This window comes from Gimesia aquarii, assembly GCF_007748195.1.
Lineage (GTDB): Bacteria > Planctomycetota > Planctomycetia > Planctomycetales > Planctomycetaceae > Gimesia > Gimesia aquarii.
The window spans coordinates 1,051,418-1,066,295 of record NZ_CP037920.1 but is presented as its reverse complement, the minus strand read 5'-3'; the positions used below and the strand labels follow the sequence as shown (position 1 = coordinate 1,066,295).

The window sequence follows — 14,878 nt, the reverse complement described above, 5'->3', positions numbered from 1 at the left end:
TTTGTCTATTTGCATTTACAATTAATATTTCGCTTTAGATATCTCCTTTAGTGACACGCAGGACTTCATCAATGGAAGTAATTCCTGCGAGTACCTTTTCCCAACCAGCATCACGTAATGTCTGCCACCCATTTTTTAGAGCATAATCGCGTATTTGCCCTGAACTGGCATGCTCGGTACACAACCTTTTAATGACTGTGTCGTTTACGAGAAGTTCAAGAATACCAATCCGTCCAGAATATCCGCTTTCCCGACAATGTCGACAACCAACGGGCTCCCAGAGTTCTTTAATTTCAAGGTCTGGAAAATCGGGCGGCAATTTATCAGCCTGTGGCTGATAAGGCGCTTTGCAGTGCTGACAAAGTAAACGTACCAAACGTTGTGCTAAAACGGCTTCCACTGTACTGGCGACAAGATAAGGTTCAACGCCCATGTCAATTAATCGAGTAAATGCGCCTGGTGAATCGTTAGTATGCAAAGTGCTGAAAACAAGATGCCCGGTGAGAGATGCCTGAATCGCACTATTGGCTGTTTCTCCATCTCGAATTTCTCCAATCAGAACCACATCAGGGTCATGACGTAAGATACTACGTAAACCGGCTGCAAAGGTCAGTCCAATTCGAGAATTCACCTGAATCTGACTGATTCCTTCACTGTGATACTCGACCGGATCTTCAACCGTGATGATTTTCGTTTCGGGGTTTTTAATTTCGTTCAAGGCACTGTAAAGCGTCGAAGTTTTTCCACTTCCCGTGGGACCTGTCACTAGCACAATTCCATGAGGCATCTGAATCAAATCGCGAAAGGTAGTCAGCAGCCCCTGATTGAGGCCAACATTGTCCAGTCGAAAGACCATCCGTTCTTTATCTAACAGACGCAGCACGACTCCTTCACCATAGATCATCGGAATAATCGAAACACGAACATCGATTTCTCGGCCCGTAATCCGAAGTTTGATTCGTCCATCTTGTGGCAATCGTTTCTCAGCGATATTTAGATGCGACATGATCTTAAGGCGAGTGATGATCGCCGAATAAAAATGATTGATCTCAGCAGGAACAGATTGAACCCGTAATAAACCATCAATCCGATAACGTACGACCAGGCCTGTCTCGTGTGGCTCGATATGCACATCACTGGCCTGTTGCTGCAATGCTTCGATCAGTAACTCGTTCACAAGACGAATTACCGAAGCCGCCTGTGCCATGTCGGCCAGTTCGCCATGTTCTTCGGAGACTTCTTCAAGTAATTCGACACCGTCTTCAGCAGATCGCTGTGAGACTAGTTCGTTAATCGTGTCACCGCCAACACCAAGGTTATCCTTGATGAGTTCAACAACATCATCATGGAGTGCAAGTACCGGCTCTAAAACCTGACCACTCAGTGAACTGAGCTCATCGATGGCTTCAAAATCAAAGGGGTCGGCTGATGCCACCAGCACACGGCCATTATTTCGTTGCAAGGGAAGTAATGAATGTCGAAAGATTGGCGTAGCGGGAAACTGTGAAAGCAACTCTGTATCAACTTGAAAATCCTTTAACTCAAAGTACTTCATGCCAAGCTCATCGGCAAATACTTTGAGAAGATCTTCTTCCGAAGCCAACCCCATTTCCAAGACAACACGATCCAGACGATGACCGTTCGCCGATTGCTGTGCTAACTGCAGCTGGCGTTCGTCAAGTAGTCCACGTCGTTGGAGAATTTCACCGATTTCCATGGGGTTTACGCAATAGCAAAAAGATTCATGGAGAATGGTATCTTAGCGACCCCGGCCACGATTCGAACGGCTGCCGCCTCCTCTGATACCACTATTATCACTTCCAGGAAAACGAAAACCGCGTGAGGTACGACCATTCGAATTTCCCCCAGGTTGAGAAATTCCCATCCGTTCGCGCATTCGCTGTTCAAAAAATTTGCGAATTTCTTCATTACGGTTATCTGAATTCGTGGGGGATGCAGGTTGGTTTGGAGAATTCGCGTTCTGGTCGGTTGTTTTTTTCCGAGAATTACTACCTGTTGTACTGACAGAAACATTAGGTAAGAGCGAAGTCAAGGCATTCTGAATTAAAGCAGAACTCGCGTTGTTGAGTGTTACAACGCGAACTGATTTTCGTGACATTTTCGCGGAGTAATCCAACTCGCGAACCAGTGATTCGATCTCCTGAAACAGCGAATCACTGGCGGAAACCAGCAACTGATTCGCATTTTCGTCAACACTCACAGCAAGTCGGGCTTCAGCTGGTTTCGCATTAGAATTCTGCTGGTTTCGCCCTCCCATCATCGCGGCAAACGGATTTCCTTTTTGTGAGTTATTCTGTTTCTGAGGGGCTTGCATATAGTCTTTGTAGAGTTCTTTGACAATGTTTGCGACTTCATTCACAGAAGCATGCTCAACAGGAATAATTCCCGGTGAACGATTTCGTAATGAAGCAGGCAGTTCTGATGTGTCAAGAACTTTCAACATCTGTTCTACCGAGCGGACTTTATCAGGTGGTCCTGTAACATAAAGCGCATTGGATCTTACTTCTGGAATGATGCGTAATGTCTGAGGTCCCATACCCAAAGTAGATAAGCCGGTGGCGTCCATCAGACTGCCCCCGATGGAAGACAATCCGCCAAACATACCAGAGTCTGGTGCCATATCTGATACTGAACTGGTTGGAAACAGGCTTTCCAGCATCTTAGCCGTGGCCGTTGCGTCAGCAGAACGCAGATAAAAGACCGTCCATTGATTTTTAGGAGGAATCGCCTGGGTTAATGCTTCTATCATTTGCTCAAGCCGATTCAAAGCTTCCAAATCGGTTGATGAAATGATTAGATTATCTCCGTTGGTCGAAATGGCAACTGGTTTCTTTTTATCCGATTGTGAAGATTTCTGAGTCGATGTTTTCTGATCCACTGATTCTGTCTTCACTTCATCAGCAGTATTCGTCTCGGTAGCAGCATTTTTTTGCTGAGTTGCTTCACTCTCTGATTTCTGCTCGCTTGCAGTAAAGAAAAACCGCTGAGTGTCAGATTCTGAAGCAGGTTGCCTGAGCTGAATCGGACGATTCAAAGGTGCTCCCGTACTTTGAGTTGGTACGCGGTAACCTCGATTTCTAACGGGAGCGCTCTCTTCTCCCAATACTTTTTCGCGGATTAATGAATTGTCAGAAGGTACGACGATTCGGATTGGATTCTCCTCACCAGAAGAGGCTGACCAGAGCTTATCGATCAACTGCAGAATTTCTTTCGAATCACGGCCACCAAGCGGAATCGTACGAACAGGGCTATTGTCTCTGACATCGTTTGATTTACCGGTCCCATCTTCACCCAATTGTGCTAATACCGTTTTGATTTGAATGACCTGATCTGGCGAACCACGTACCAGCAGGCGCCGCCCCAGCAAGTCTGCCTCAATTGTCGGAGCATCATTGCCATCTCTCAAAAACAGCGAGCGTAGCGTCGTCGTTGCAGAGATAGGATCGAGGAAACTGAGATTGATGACAGAAACAGACTGACTCCCCCCTTCGCCATCTAACTGACGAATCATCTCGTCAATTTTTTTGTGTTCTTTGAGTGTCGCTAGAATGTGAATCTTTCCATTGCGAGCATCTTCATTCACGACCACGCCAGGCATCATTGCATCTAATGTTTTCGTGACTTCGCGCGAATCAGCTGAACTAATTGAATAGACCTGCAAAAACGGTCGGTGACCTCCTCCTGCCACCAGACTTCCCAAACTGTCTTCATCCACATCGATCGATTTAATGATTTCTTCTGCGATTTTGATTTGAGCAGGTGTTGCAGTCACCAAGAGACGATTGGTACGAGGGTCTGCTGTTACCTGTGTTGATTTACCGGTCGTTGTCGGTTGTGGGGTGCTCTTGCTACTGCTACTACTGCTGCGTCGAGACCGTGCTTCGTAATAGCGGGCCATGATAGCACTGGAACTCACATTTTGCGTTGCCGCAGGGAGCCCAAATTGATTGCGAACAATCTTCTCTGCTTCCGAAGCATCAATATACTTTAAATCGAAAGAGCGAAATACGAGATCGGTGGGTCCCCCATTGGCAATCGCTCCTTCCAGAATTTTTTTGACACGTAATAGATTACTGCCAATATCGGTAACGATAATCGAGTTTGCTGTTTTCAATGCAACAGATTTCCCCTGAGGACCTAATATAGCTTGTACTTCTTTAGAAACTTGATCGAGGTCAACTCCTTCTAATTGAAAAGAAACACTCATCAGTTCATTCTTTCCACGTTTGGCAATTTCTTCAGAGCTAACGATGGGGACCAGATTGGGGGGGATTCCATTATCAATATTTAAGACAACCAGAAACTGATTGCGACGAACAATGACATACCCTTTCTGCAACAAGTAACCATTGATAATGTCCAACGCTTCGGTTGGCGTATAAGAACCTTTATCAAAATAGTTAAAAGTCCCCGGTGGAACATCGTTTAAATCAAGTGTATAACCTGCAGACTCTGCAAAGAGTTTCAAAACATCTCCCCAGGGAGCAAACCGGAAATTGAACGACATTTTACGAACTGGTTTTGGCTCACTTCCGACTTGGGGTTGATCTGCAGTTTTATCCATAGCAACTTCTTTTCCGCCACCAAATGAAATACGACGGTCTTGCGGCCGCAAGCCTTCCGGTTCCATTGGAATCTGAGGGCGTGGACGAGGTGAAGAAACTTCATTACTTGTTACAGTTGTAGAATTCTGATTTTGATCCGAGACCAATGCTGGACCGAGCATTTGTTTCCATTGAGATTGTTGTTCTTTCGTTAAAATGCTTTCAATTTTCTGATCGAATTCTTTTTGAAGTTTTTCACGTTCTTCTGATGAAGCACGGCGTCCTAATTCGCGACGCGCTGCGAGCCGTTGCTCCTCAATTGCTTTGATTTTTTTCGATTGTTCATCGGATAGATTAAGCTGTTTCGTTGTTTCTTCATTGGTCAGCTGACGGTACCCGGTTTCTTGCAATTGCAGTTGCTTTAATCGAGCCGCTTGCGTTTCATTCAATAGTCCAAAAAGTTTCGCTTCGCCTTCTTTTCTCCGTTTTTCGAATACAGAGCCCATCTCTTCGCGAATTTTGCTAAGCGCTTCTTCCGATTGTGCTTCGCGCATCTGGTCCCTAAATTTCTCCATCATTTCGCGATTGGGGCGAAGTTCTTGAGCTACTTCACTCAGCTTTTTTTTCTGGTCCTCGGTTAACTGAAGTTCCTTCTGTACTGCTTCGCGAGCTACTAAGGAACCAAGGTCACCTCGTGGTCCCCCGCCACCGAAGCTTCCTCTGCCACCAAAGCCTCCTCGATCTCTGCGACCGCCAAATCCTCCCCGGTCCGGTCGGCCTCCCGGCTGTTGAGCCTGGAGTGACTGGTGGACAGAATCTGAACATAAAATGAGTGCCACCAAGATAACGACAAAGCAATGAAAGGATTTTGTTTTCAGGACCATTGTGAATGACAATTCCGAATACGACAAAAAAGACTTATTATAAAGATATCCTTATGACCATTATGCTATGAGTGGCAAAAATCAAATACAAGAGCAAATTGCCCAAACATGCACTATCATGTGATACTTCAATAGCTTACGGCCCGTTTCAAAGATCACTGAAATCTTTTCGATTTGAACGATCTTTTCCGCGATAACTGGTGTTATTATGTTATCTCTGGGGAAAACCTCTTGCATCTAGAAGCTTTAGATGCGCAAAATCCCTGTAGTTGTCTATTAAACACGGTCCTGACACGAAAAGACCGCCTAAAATACCGCGAAGGAAGAAAATGTTTCGATTTCTCAGTCTGCTACTTCTGCCTTTAATGCTGGTAGGGGTCAAACTTGATCAGGCTTCGGCACAGTCCACTGATGAAAGCCGTACTCAACGATTTATGTCGTTTATTGATCGAAATAAAAACGGCGTAATGGAACCGGCAGAATTTGCACAGATGCCCGGACGCCTGAAAGAGTCTCTGGAAGCAGCAGGATTGGATACATCTCGTAGTATCAGTCAAAAAGAATTTGAGCAGATTTTGCCTAAGCTCATGGAACGCATGCGCAGTCGGAGAGGTTCTTCAGATGAAGGAGGGCAAAGACGACCAATGGTCTTTAGGAGTTCTTCTCCAAGTGGAAGTTCAGGATCGGTTTCACAGAGAGGGTTTGACCAGCGTGAAATGCGGGGCCGTTATGGTTCATTTCAATCAGGTAGAGAGACCAGACCGACGAGTTCTTCCAGTCGCAAATCCAGTAGTTCGACTAAAAAAGAAACCGCCAAGCTGGAACGCACAACAGTTGATTTATCGAAAGATTTTATTCCTCACGATACAGATCAAGATGGTCAGATTGGCTTGTATGAATGGAGAAAAAACAACCCTACTAAGCTCAATGATTTTTTTACGATGGATTTGAACGGAGATGGTTTTTTGACACCGCGTGAAATCAAGCTCTCAAAAGAAGGTAAAACACAGCGCAGTGCTGCTTCTTTCATGTTTGCTCTCAATCGGGATCAGCCAACCGAATCACGAACAGATTCAGGAAAATCGGAAGATTCTGCTAAGCTCAGTGAATCCAAGAAGACTACGAAAGAGAAAACGGCTCCTACAAAATCAACTGCCTCTAGTAACGATCCGATAAACACTCAAGCCAAGTACTTTTTCAAACTGCTCGACCGCAATAAAGATGATACCGTCTCTGCCGAAGAGTGGAAAAAAAGCCGTTCTATGCGTCGCTTGTTCGAAGGCGCAAATATTGATCTGTCACAATCTATGTCACAAGCACAGTTTATTAATCATTATGTAACGATCAAAAAGAAATAATGGCATTCATTATCATTTAACAATTGTACTCTTGATAATGTATTAATTATTCTGATTTTCTTTCGCTTTCTTTTTCTGGCGTTCCCGTTCTCTGCGAGCACGACGTTCCTGATTACGATCAAATTGCTTCGAGATTGAAAGCCCCAACAGTTTTAAATACCCCTCATCGACTTGGATCTGGGTTCGAACTCCCGTCTCAGTTGGTTGAGTTGTCATTTGAATTAAATCGTTGTCCTTTTCAAATGCAACATCCAGTACTTGCATGACACCACTCTGATCGATTTCTTCTTCGGAAAACAAGCTTAACCAGGGTCGCATGTGAAACTCTATCTGGAAGGGAGCCGTGTGCTGTTCTTTTCGTGCTTCAGGTGATGCCGTATTAATCTGTTCGATTGCTTCATTGAGTGCAGAAACTGCGATATCCGTTCCCATCGCAAACCAGATCACCTGTGAATCGGCACCAACATAAAGTGAGGGCACGCCACCTAAAAAACGTTTCTGTCGATCATCGGCCGACTTGATATCAGGCTGTAACTGATGCAGGGCGATCCCCTGAACGGTTTCCGCATTCGTAAATATTTTTGCCTTATTGTCAGGTAATTTATCGACGCGTTCGATCATATCCAGTAAAGCAGCCGGTAGATTGGAAGAAGGAGTAACCTTGATGCCGCCGATCAAGGCAAACTTTCGTGAAGGTGTTGCAACGAGTTGTGCAAACAAATCGAGGTGTCCCTTCTTCACCATTGATTTAATGGGACCAAAAAACTGCTTTACGGAATTTGTATTTTGCAGACGTTCATCTTCAGCTAACAACTTTTCAGCGAGTTGTTTCTCAAAGTAAGTTAAATAAGCGTGATAAGATTCTCGCTCACGACGCGCAATATTCATTGATGCAGAAGCCGCGACAGGTAGATTCTCACGTGAGGTCACCACACTGAAATAACTGGCCTTGCCGGGAATATTTTTAATATCACGAGCCAGATCGCTATTTGGTCTTGCCTTGATCAGGAAATCAATGATTCCCTTTTTCTGCTCTTTATCAATATATCCCCCTAAAACTAACTCCTGAGCTTCGTTGAGAAAATATTCGATCCCTTCGATATTCTGCTTGCCCGACATACGTCGTAGTTCATAAGCAGAATCAGATTCTCCATCTCTTTGTTGTAACTGAGTTTCGATTGCAGTACGAAAAAATCCTAAAAATGTTGTTCGCATCAATTCAGGAACGCCACTTAAATCCAGCTTCACTGCAAGGTCATAGTTATTGGTTAAGTTCTGAAATTGCTGGGTGGGATTATCAAAATCTCGGGATGTAATCAGGTCGAGTGTTTCTTCACTTTCTCCACCTCGAAACAGCATATGAGCGTAATTGTCTTGCATCCGAATTAAAGACTCACCACGTCTGCCATTAACAATATAGAGATCATCTCGATTTGGGTCTTTTTTGATTGTTTCTTCATCACCGGGAATGACCGCTTCTAGCGTCTCAATAAAGGAGCGGACTTTTGAAATGGGAAGATACATGATGAAAACAGGCTGAGGTAATAACCCTGTTTTCAGATACATTTCCACTCCCATGTTTTTGTTTTGGTCGATACCTTCGAGATCGTTGACATTCGCGAGAGAAGATGAAGCAATCTCAGCAATTTCAGGGCGCTCTGCCAATTCGAAAATCAAATCGATGTCCTGTAAAATGCGCTCAACACTTGCAAAATTGATGACAATAATCGGCTTAGGTAATAACGTCTCTACTGCCTGTTTTGTTTTCTCTTTTTTCTCTGAGTCTTTTTTGGACGGTTCCTGCCCCCAGAGGGAGTTACTGAAAAGCAGGCCGGTCAACAGTATTATGCTACATACACACCGAAAAATTGTTCTATGTTTAGAAAACACACGATATGAATTTGAATGAAAGTTGTCCGTCATAGTCCGCCTTTTCCGAGGATTCGAAAGTAACCTGAAATTGAGCTTTCCTCTTGCCACTTGGGGAGTCTCACCTGACAAAAGTGCCCTATTCAACATTTCCCAATATACTCGTTTAGAGTCCAAAAAGATTCAGAAAATTGGGCTTTTTAACGCGAGTGAAGGAAATGAATTTGAAATTCTAGAGAATGATTGAAGCTGCTTACATCGGATCGACACTTAGTTTATCAATCGATTCCTGTATTTACTCTGAAAAGAATCCTCAGCCTCAAAGTGCATCAGCTTCGGGAAGCTTAATATTCTCCAACAGTTTTTTGGCTTCTTCGCGCGTTTTTTTATAGTGGTGTGGTAACACTCGATTTTGATAGGTCTGTAAAGGCCGAACCAATGTTCGTTCTAAAACCAGTTTTCGTAGATCCCAACTTTGCTGTGAAACCCCTATTTGATCGTGTAATCCATCCATGGCATCAAATGCCAATTCGATTGCAGATATACTTAACTCGATATCATGTAATGCCTGCTTGGATGTGACGGGCCGTGCTTGAGAACGATTCTCCCAACGTACTTTCAGAGCCTGTAGTAATCCATTTAAATGGTCCCATTGCTGTTCCGATCTCTGGAACATCTCAGACCTAGTGGCTGCTAATTCCAGAGCCCGCACGACAGAATTGATAGATCGATCTGAGACAGCCCCATAATTGATGGCATGAAGTCGATGTGAAAATTCGAGAATTGGAGGAGCGTCTTTTGACTTTTTGTAGAGTTCGGCCACTTCATCATGCATAAAATAGCTCACCATTGGATCATAGGTAGAGGTAAATTTCACAACACGGCTGATAAGTTCAATCGAAGGATTCGCTTTTTCCATCGCATCTGATAATGCTTTGAAATAGAGCATGCGGCGTTTGTCTTCACTATGAATATAATCATCATTTAAGTTCTCTGCGGCAACTTGCCGGATCAATGAACGCGGGTTTTCTGTAATCTGTTCCTTGGCAGGTTTACGGTACTTCCAGTATTGATCAGGGTATTGTGCCATCAATTTATTTTGCGCAGTGACTTCAGACAGTCTCCTAAGTACGATGGGATCATCTTTTTCAAGTGGCATCCAGTTGATAATACGGCCGGTACGATTTTCTTTGGAAACCATCTTCTGAATTTCTTCTCGCTTTAATCCCCAGCGCATTAATTCGAAAGGTAGTGTAAAAGCAAAATTACCGGTCGAAGTATTATTCACGGATGTTTTCACATCATCGGCCATGTCTTTCAACGCATCATGAGAATAAGCAGCCAGATTCATCAAAACAGACCAGTCCCAGCCTACTTGCGCCATTGTACGTCTTACCTGGGGAGCTTGTAGCCGATCAATCAAATTTTCCCGAATAAAGCCTTGCTCAGAATTCGTTGCCAAAAATAATGTTTCACCATTGGCAATTTCAATTGCCATAACCTGTTTAAACTGGGAAAGAAATGTTTGTGCTATCACACGTAAAGGCTGGGCTCCAAAATCTATGTGCTGAAACCTCTGACAAAAAATCCCTTCTTCATTCAGATGACGGGAAACATTCTGATAAAACTCAGCCGTATATTCAGACAACGACTGTGTCACCACTGACTGAACTGGATTACTGATAATCAAATCATATTGCTTTTCCGATTCAGTTCGAGACGCCATCGCCAACGCAATCGGTAGTTGAATCAATTGAACTTGTTCTGAATCGAATGCAGAAATTGAATTTCGAGACGCAAGCTCTTCCTCATACAATTTGACTAACCCTTGATCGGATTCCAGACAAGTCACTTTTTGAACCGGGAAATCCAAACTGGAGTTGACGCCGACCCCTGCTCCCAGACCTAAAAATAAGACTTCCGAGGGACGCTCATGAAGAATCACGGGGATCAGGAAAGGCATCAGTTCCCCAGTCGTGTGAGGACACAACCCAGGATCGACAGTTGTGACTCCAAATGGCAGTCCACTCCTGCGGATCTGGATTTGATTCTCACGAAATGACCAGAGCGTAAATGTGCCATATTCACCTTCGACTTCCGAAAAGCAACGCCCCTCATCCAAATAAGGCAATAGCTCTGAATTTAATCCGTAACGCAAGCCTGTAAATGTATTCGTTGAAAATAATAATTTTGCTGAGCGACGGGCATCATAATTGTGATGAAACAGTAAGCCGGTAATGAGTGCCATTAAACAGAAACTCGCAATCACAGCTTGTGTTCTCGTTCGAGGAAGCCGGTACTGCGAAAACCAAATCGTCACTGCCAGACATAGTAAAACCAATGCAGAAATCGCAGCAACTGATCTGACATCTGCAATTGAAGTACTAACGAGCCCATAACTAAGTAATACGCCTGCCAGGAAACAGAATGGCTGCCAAATGGGAAGCGGATACATTGATATTTGGTTTTCCCGCGAACGCTTGGGCTGAATCGATAAATTTAAAAAACCACCCCAACAATACCCGAGACCACAAAAGATAAACGCAGTTAAAGCTCCTCTTACCAATGCCAGAACGAAAGCAAACTCAATGAAAGCATTTGCATACAGCATCCAAGAGACAAACAGAGGGAATAGTGCCAGACAACCAATGCCAACGATGCCTGTTCCTAAAGTGAAACAGATTGTTGACTGAACCGCAGCCTCTAACCCACCAAAACGGATGAAATTCAATGCAATTGCAATTCCAGCTAAGAATGCAGACCAGGCTATCACTTTCAGGTAAAGTGAATCTGGATACAATTGAAAGAGAACACGACTCGAAGTCACAAAGAGAATTCCGACGGCGAGACTAACAAGAAAACGACTACCATCTATCACAAAGGGAATATCAGTCTGCTTTTCTGACAGCAAACTCTCATTCTCCTTAGAAAGTGAACCTGATTTCATTTTAATCAAATTCACCGAAATCCACTCAAGTGATTCAGGGAATAAAGATCTTAAGTGAGCTACGATCCATGGACCAAAACAGATCAGTAAAGAAACTCCGACAGGAAATGCAAGCGAAATCGTCCAGCCTAGTTGCGGCACTAACCAAAAGATAGCAATGAACAGTCCAAATACGATGCCTGCTAAATAACGGGCAATATGTTGATTCAGCTGGTGAATAGAATTGAAACCAATGTGATTCACAGTCAACCAGAATAATCGGGCACACCAATAGGTAGCAGGCATGATGAGTGCGATCGCAGCCAATATCATGAGGCCCGTTAGAAAAACAAAATTTGACATCTGTTGAATCGAAAACAGATGTAAGACTTGATTTAATTGTTTTAAAAGAAGCGGAAAACAAATGGACCAACCTGCAAAAGTAAGCAGCGTAAATTGAAATTTTCTGCGATCAAAAATTGGTTTCGAAGTTGAGTCCGAAGCACGGCTGGACTGCGCAACTGATGTTGGTAAACCCAACCAGATCCCAATACAGATCGATAACCCGATCCCAACTAAAACTTCTGAGCTGTCACTAACAAATGACTGGAAGCGCTGAATGCAGGCAAACAGAAAGAGACCGCAGATCCAACCGATGAGAAAAAGAATTCCCAATCGTTTACATAAAATTTGTGCGAATTGATTTAGCAGAGTTTGAGCAAATGAACGTACCATGGCTTCCTTGCCTGTCGTTATTTATGAATCAGATTTGCATCTCAATTAAAAGTTACTTACCTTAAGTCACTTCCTAAGAGTCCTTTAACTGCAATTATTGCCGGTTGATGGGCATTGAATTGAGATTGTGTTTTATCCAATCTTCGTAAATAACTGCAATACCAGTCGTTGTAACTCATCTTAAACTTGCTCGGAGCAATACCATTTGTACACACCCCTAGCCTAAAACAAGAGGTATAGTAAGAATAGGTCATCTTCCTAACTCGCCTACCTCAAAAACAATCGGGAAATTTATAGCGTGTATCCAAAACCAAAACAGCCGCGAACTTTGACTTCTGATCCAGCGAATGGTGTTTTTCGTAAATGTAATTCTTCACAAATCAAATTCTTATGTTTGATTGGTTTGATTTGGTTTGCCTGTGGCAATCATTTCATTCAAGCTGAAACGAATTATCCTGCCGCTAGCGCATATAAAGCGGCAGTAAAGTCAATTTCGGTCGATGAGCTGAAAACACATATCGAATTTTTAGCCAGCGATTCACTTGAGGGAAGAGAAGCTGGCTCACAAGGAGGGCAGGCGGCTGGTACTTATATTCGTGGGTTACTTCAAAAATATGGTATCAAGCCTGGATTAGATGACGAAGGATATTTCCAGGAATTTCAAGGTGGATTTCGCAACATTATTGGAATCATACCCGGAAACGATCCTGAATTGAAAAAAGAATATGTAGTGATCGGTGCGCATTACGACCACGTCGGATATGGGAAACCAAGTAACAGTCGAGGAGGGGTCGGCCAGATTCATAATGGTGCTGATGATAACGCCAGTGGGACTGCCGCACTTCTCGAAGTCATCCAGGCACTTTCCAAACACAAAGAAGTTCCTGGACGCTCTTTGATGTTTGTATTTTGGGACGCAGAAGAAATGGGATTACTTGGATCAAAGTACTGGGTAGATCACCCCAACATTCCCCTCGATCAAATTTCTGTTTATCTCAATTTAGATATGGTGGGTCGTCTGAATGGAAAACCTCTAAACCTTTTTGGCTCCAGGTCATCGAAAGGGTTACGTTCTTTCGCAGTAAAATGTAATCATCGCGAAACAGGAGTAAAAATTCGGTTTGACAATGCAGTTCGACGAGACAGCGATCATTGGCCTTTTTATAAGAGAGGCATTCCTTTCCTGATGCTCCATACTGGAAAGCATGAAGACTACCATAGACCTGAAGATGATGCACATAAAATAGATTATGCGGGAGCACAAAAATGTGCTCAACTGTTGGCACAGCTCACACTCGACTTTTCACTTCAAAAGGAAAAACCAAAATATCGAAATGCGGATCAAGATATTCTGGAAGGTATCGACCAACAAGCCAAAGTTGATAAACCTGACCCACCTCGGCTGGGTGTAGCCTGGAATGCAGAAAAATACAAACAGGGGAACCTTCTGGTGACTCAAGTCTTGTCTAACTCCCCTGCAAAGAAAGCTGGTCTTAAAATCGGGGATGAAATCATTAAGGTTGATGGCCAATCACCCATAACGAAATCTGGGTTTGCCGCTCTCATTCGCAGTGCTCCTTCGAAAATCATTATGCAAGTCAAAAGACCAAAAGAAGAAAAGCCACTGGAAATTCCTGTTGAGTTAAAAGGGCAGCCAGTGCGACTGGGAATTGAATGGAAGACCGATGATTCCGAGCCGACCGTCATCGTCATTTCCAACGTTCTGAAAGCATCATCCGCTGATCTGGCGGGACTCCAAATGAATGATCGAATTTATGAGATCGATGGAAAAACATTTGGAACAAGCGATGAATTTCGTAAGCTTGCTACAACAATTCCATTGCCATTTACGGTATTAGTAGAGCGTGAAGGTTTATTGAAAGAGATCACAATTCAATCCACAAGATGAATTTTCCAGTCGATCATTTCTGATGACAGTCCCGACTTTTTCAGTTCCTCTTTCAGCAATGATTCCGGTATCACACGTGCAGAACCTTTTCGGTATACACGGATATGAATTCCGTCTTCATTACCGGTTGCTTTTTTTGCCTGGTTGATAATCTCTTCAATTTCTGCAGGTCGATATTTCTCATTAGGCTGGGAAGCGGCTTTGATGAAGTAACTACGGTTATCAATCAAAATGTCCAGCACTTTCAGAGGGGTCTGAGATTGCGACTTACTTTGTTCCGACTCTGGCTGGATAAGAACAGGCACGATTTCGGTTTCAGTTGATGCGAGAATTGTTTGAGGATCAGTATCAGGTGCAGCCTTCTCTTCTCCCTCTCCTGATCCTGAATTGATACCAGGAGTCAGACCAAAGAACTGGCCCAAAATGATCCCCAGAGCCAACACCCCTCCCCCAGCGTACATCATTCGAGTTCGTCGCTTGGACATAATTGATCCCTATTCCATGATGAGTCTTGATAGTGACTGCATTGTAGCTGATAGCAAAGGAATTGGAACTTTATTCTCAATTTTCTAATACGAAAATCATGCTCGTGTAACAATGTTAGAACTGGAATCACAACGTCTTCAATCCAT

Annotated in this window: 7 protein-coding genes; 2 read left to right on the top strand and 5 right to left on the bottom strand. The window is 43.6% G+C overall.

The window, feature by feature from the left end:
• Nucleotides 1-34: 34 nt before the first annotated feature.
• Together V144x_RS04330 and V144x_RS04325 are read right to left on the bottom strand one after the other, a co-directional pair.
• Nucleotides 35-1,717, bottom strand: coding sequence for a GspE/PulE family protein (locus V144x_RS04330; protein WP_144981923.1), 1,683 nt, complete (start codon nt 1,715-1,717; stop codon nt 35-37).
• Between the two features lie 42 nt (nt 1,718-1,759).
• Nucleotides 1,760-5,449, bottom strand: coding sequence for a secretin N-terminal domain-containing protein (locus V144x_RS04325; protein ID WP_232102710.1), 3,690 nt, complete (start codon nt 5,447-5,449; stop codon nt 1,760-1,762).
• Nucleotides 5,450-5,778: 329 nt separating this feature from the next.
• Here V144x_RS04325 and V144x_RS04320 point away from each other — a divergent pair, with 329 nt between their 5' ends.
• The gene (locus V144x_RS04320) at nt 5,779-6,807 is read left to right on the top strand and encodes a hypothetical protein (protein WP_144981917.1); all 1,029 of its coding nucleotides are present in this window, start codon (nt 5,779-5,781) and stop codon (nt 6,805-6,807) included.
• Between the two features lie 42 nt (nt 6,808-6,849).
• On the opposite strand, the gene V144x_RS04315 is transcribed toward V144x_RS04320, so the two are convergent.
• On the bottom strand, nt 6,850-8,646 hold the full coding sequence (locus V144x_RS04315; protein ID WP_144981914.1) for a hypothetical protein: 1,797 nt from the start codon (nt 8,644-8,646) through the stop codon (nt 6,850-6,852).
• Nucleotides 8,647-8,995: 349 nt separating this feature from the next.
• Nucleotides 8,996-12,337, bottom strand: coding sequence for a spermine/spermidine synthase domain-containing protein (locus tag V144x_RS04310; RefSeq protein ID WP_144981911.1), 3,342 nt, complete (start codon nt 12,335-12,337; stop codon nt 8,996-8,998).
• Nucleotides 12,338-12,635: 298 nt separating this feature from the next.
• Here V144x_RS04310 and V144x_RS04305 point away from each other — a divergent pair, with 298 nt between their 5' ends.
• Nucleotides 12,636-14,246, top strand: a complete 1,611-nt coding sequence (locus V144x_RS04305; protein ID WP_144981908.1) for a M20/M25/M40 family metallo-hydrolase — start codon at nt 12,636-12,638, stop codon at nt 14,244-14,246.
• Here V144x_RS04305 and V144x_RS04300 read toward each other — a convergent pair.
• A complete protein-coding gene (locus V144x_RS04300) occupies nt 14,231-14,731 on the bottom strand; it encodes a hypothetical protein (protein ID WP_144981905.1) in 501 nt (166 codons plus the stop codon). The genes V144x_RS04305 and V144x_RS04300 overlap by 16 nt on opposite strands.
• Nucleotides 14,732-14,878: the final 147 nt, after the last annotated feature.

Excerpts from the sequence above, each read along its gene's own strand:
- V144x_RS04320 (WP_144981917.1), top strand. The coding sequence starts at position 5,779 with ATGTTTCGATTTCTCAGTCTGCTACTTCTGCCTTTAATGCTGGTAGGG.
- V144x_RS04310 (WP_144981911.1), bottom strand. The coding sequence starts at position 12,337 with ATGGTACGTTCATTTGCTCAAACTCTGCTAAATCAATTCGCACAAATT.
- V144x_RS04330 (WP_144981923.1), bottom strand. The coding sequence starts at position 1,717 with ATGGAAATCGGTGAAATTCTCCAACGACGTGGACTACTTGACGAACGC.
- V144x_RS04300 (WP_144981905.1), bottom strand. The coding sequence starts at position 14,731 with ATGTCCAAGCGACGAACTCGAATGATGTACGCTGGGGGAGGGGTGTTG.
- V144x_RS04325 (WP_232102710.1), bottom strand. The coding sequence starts at position 5,449 with ATGGTCCTGAAAACAAAATCCTTTCATTGCTTTGTCGTTATCTTGGTG.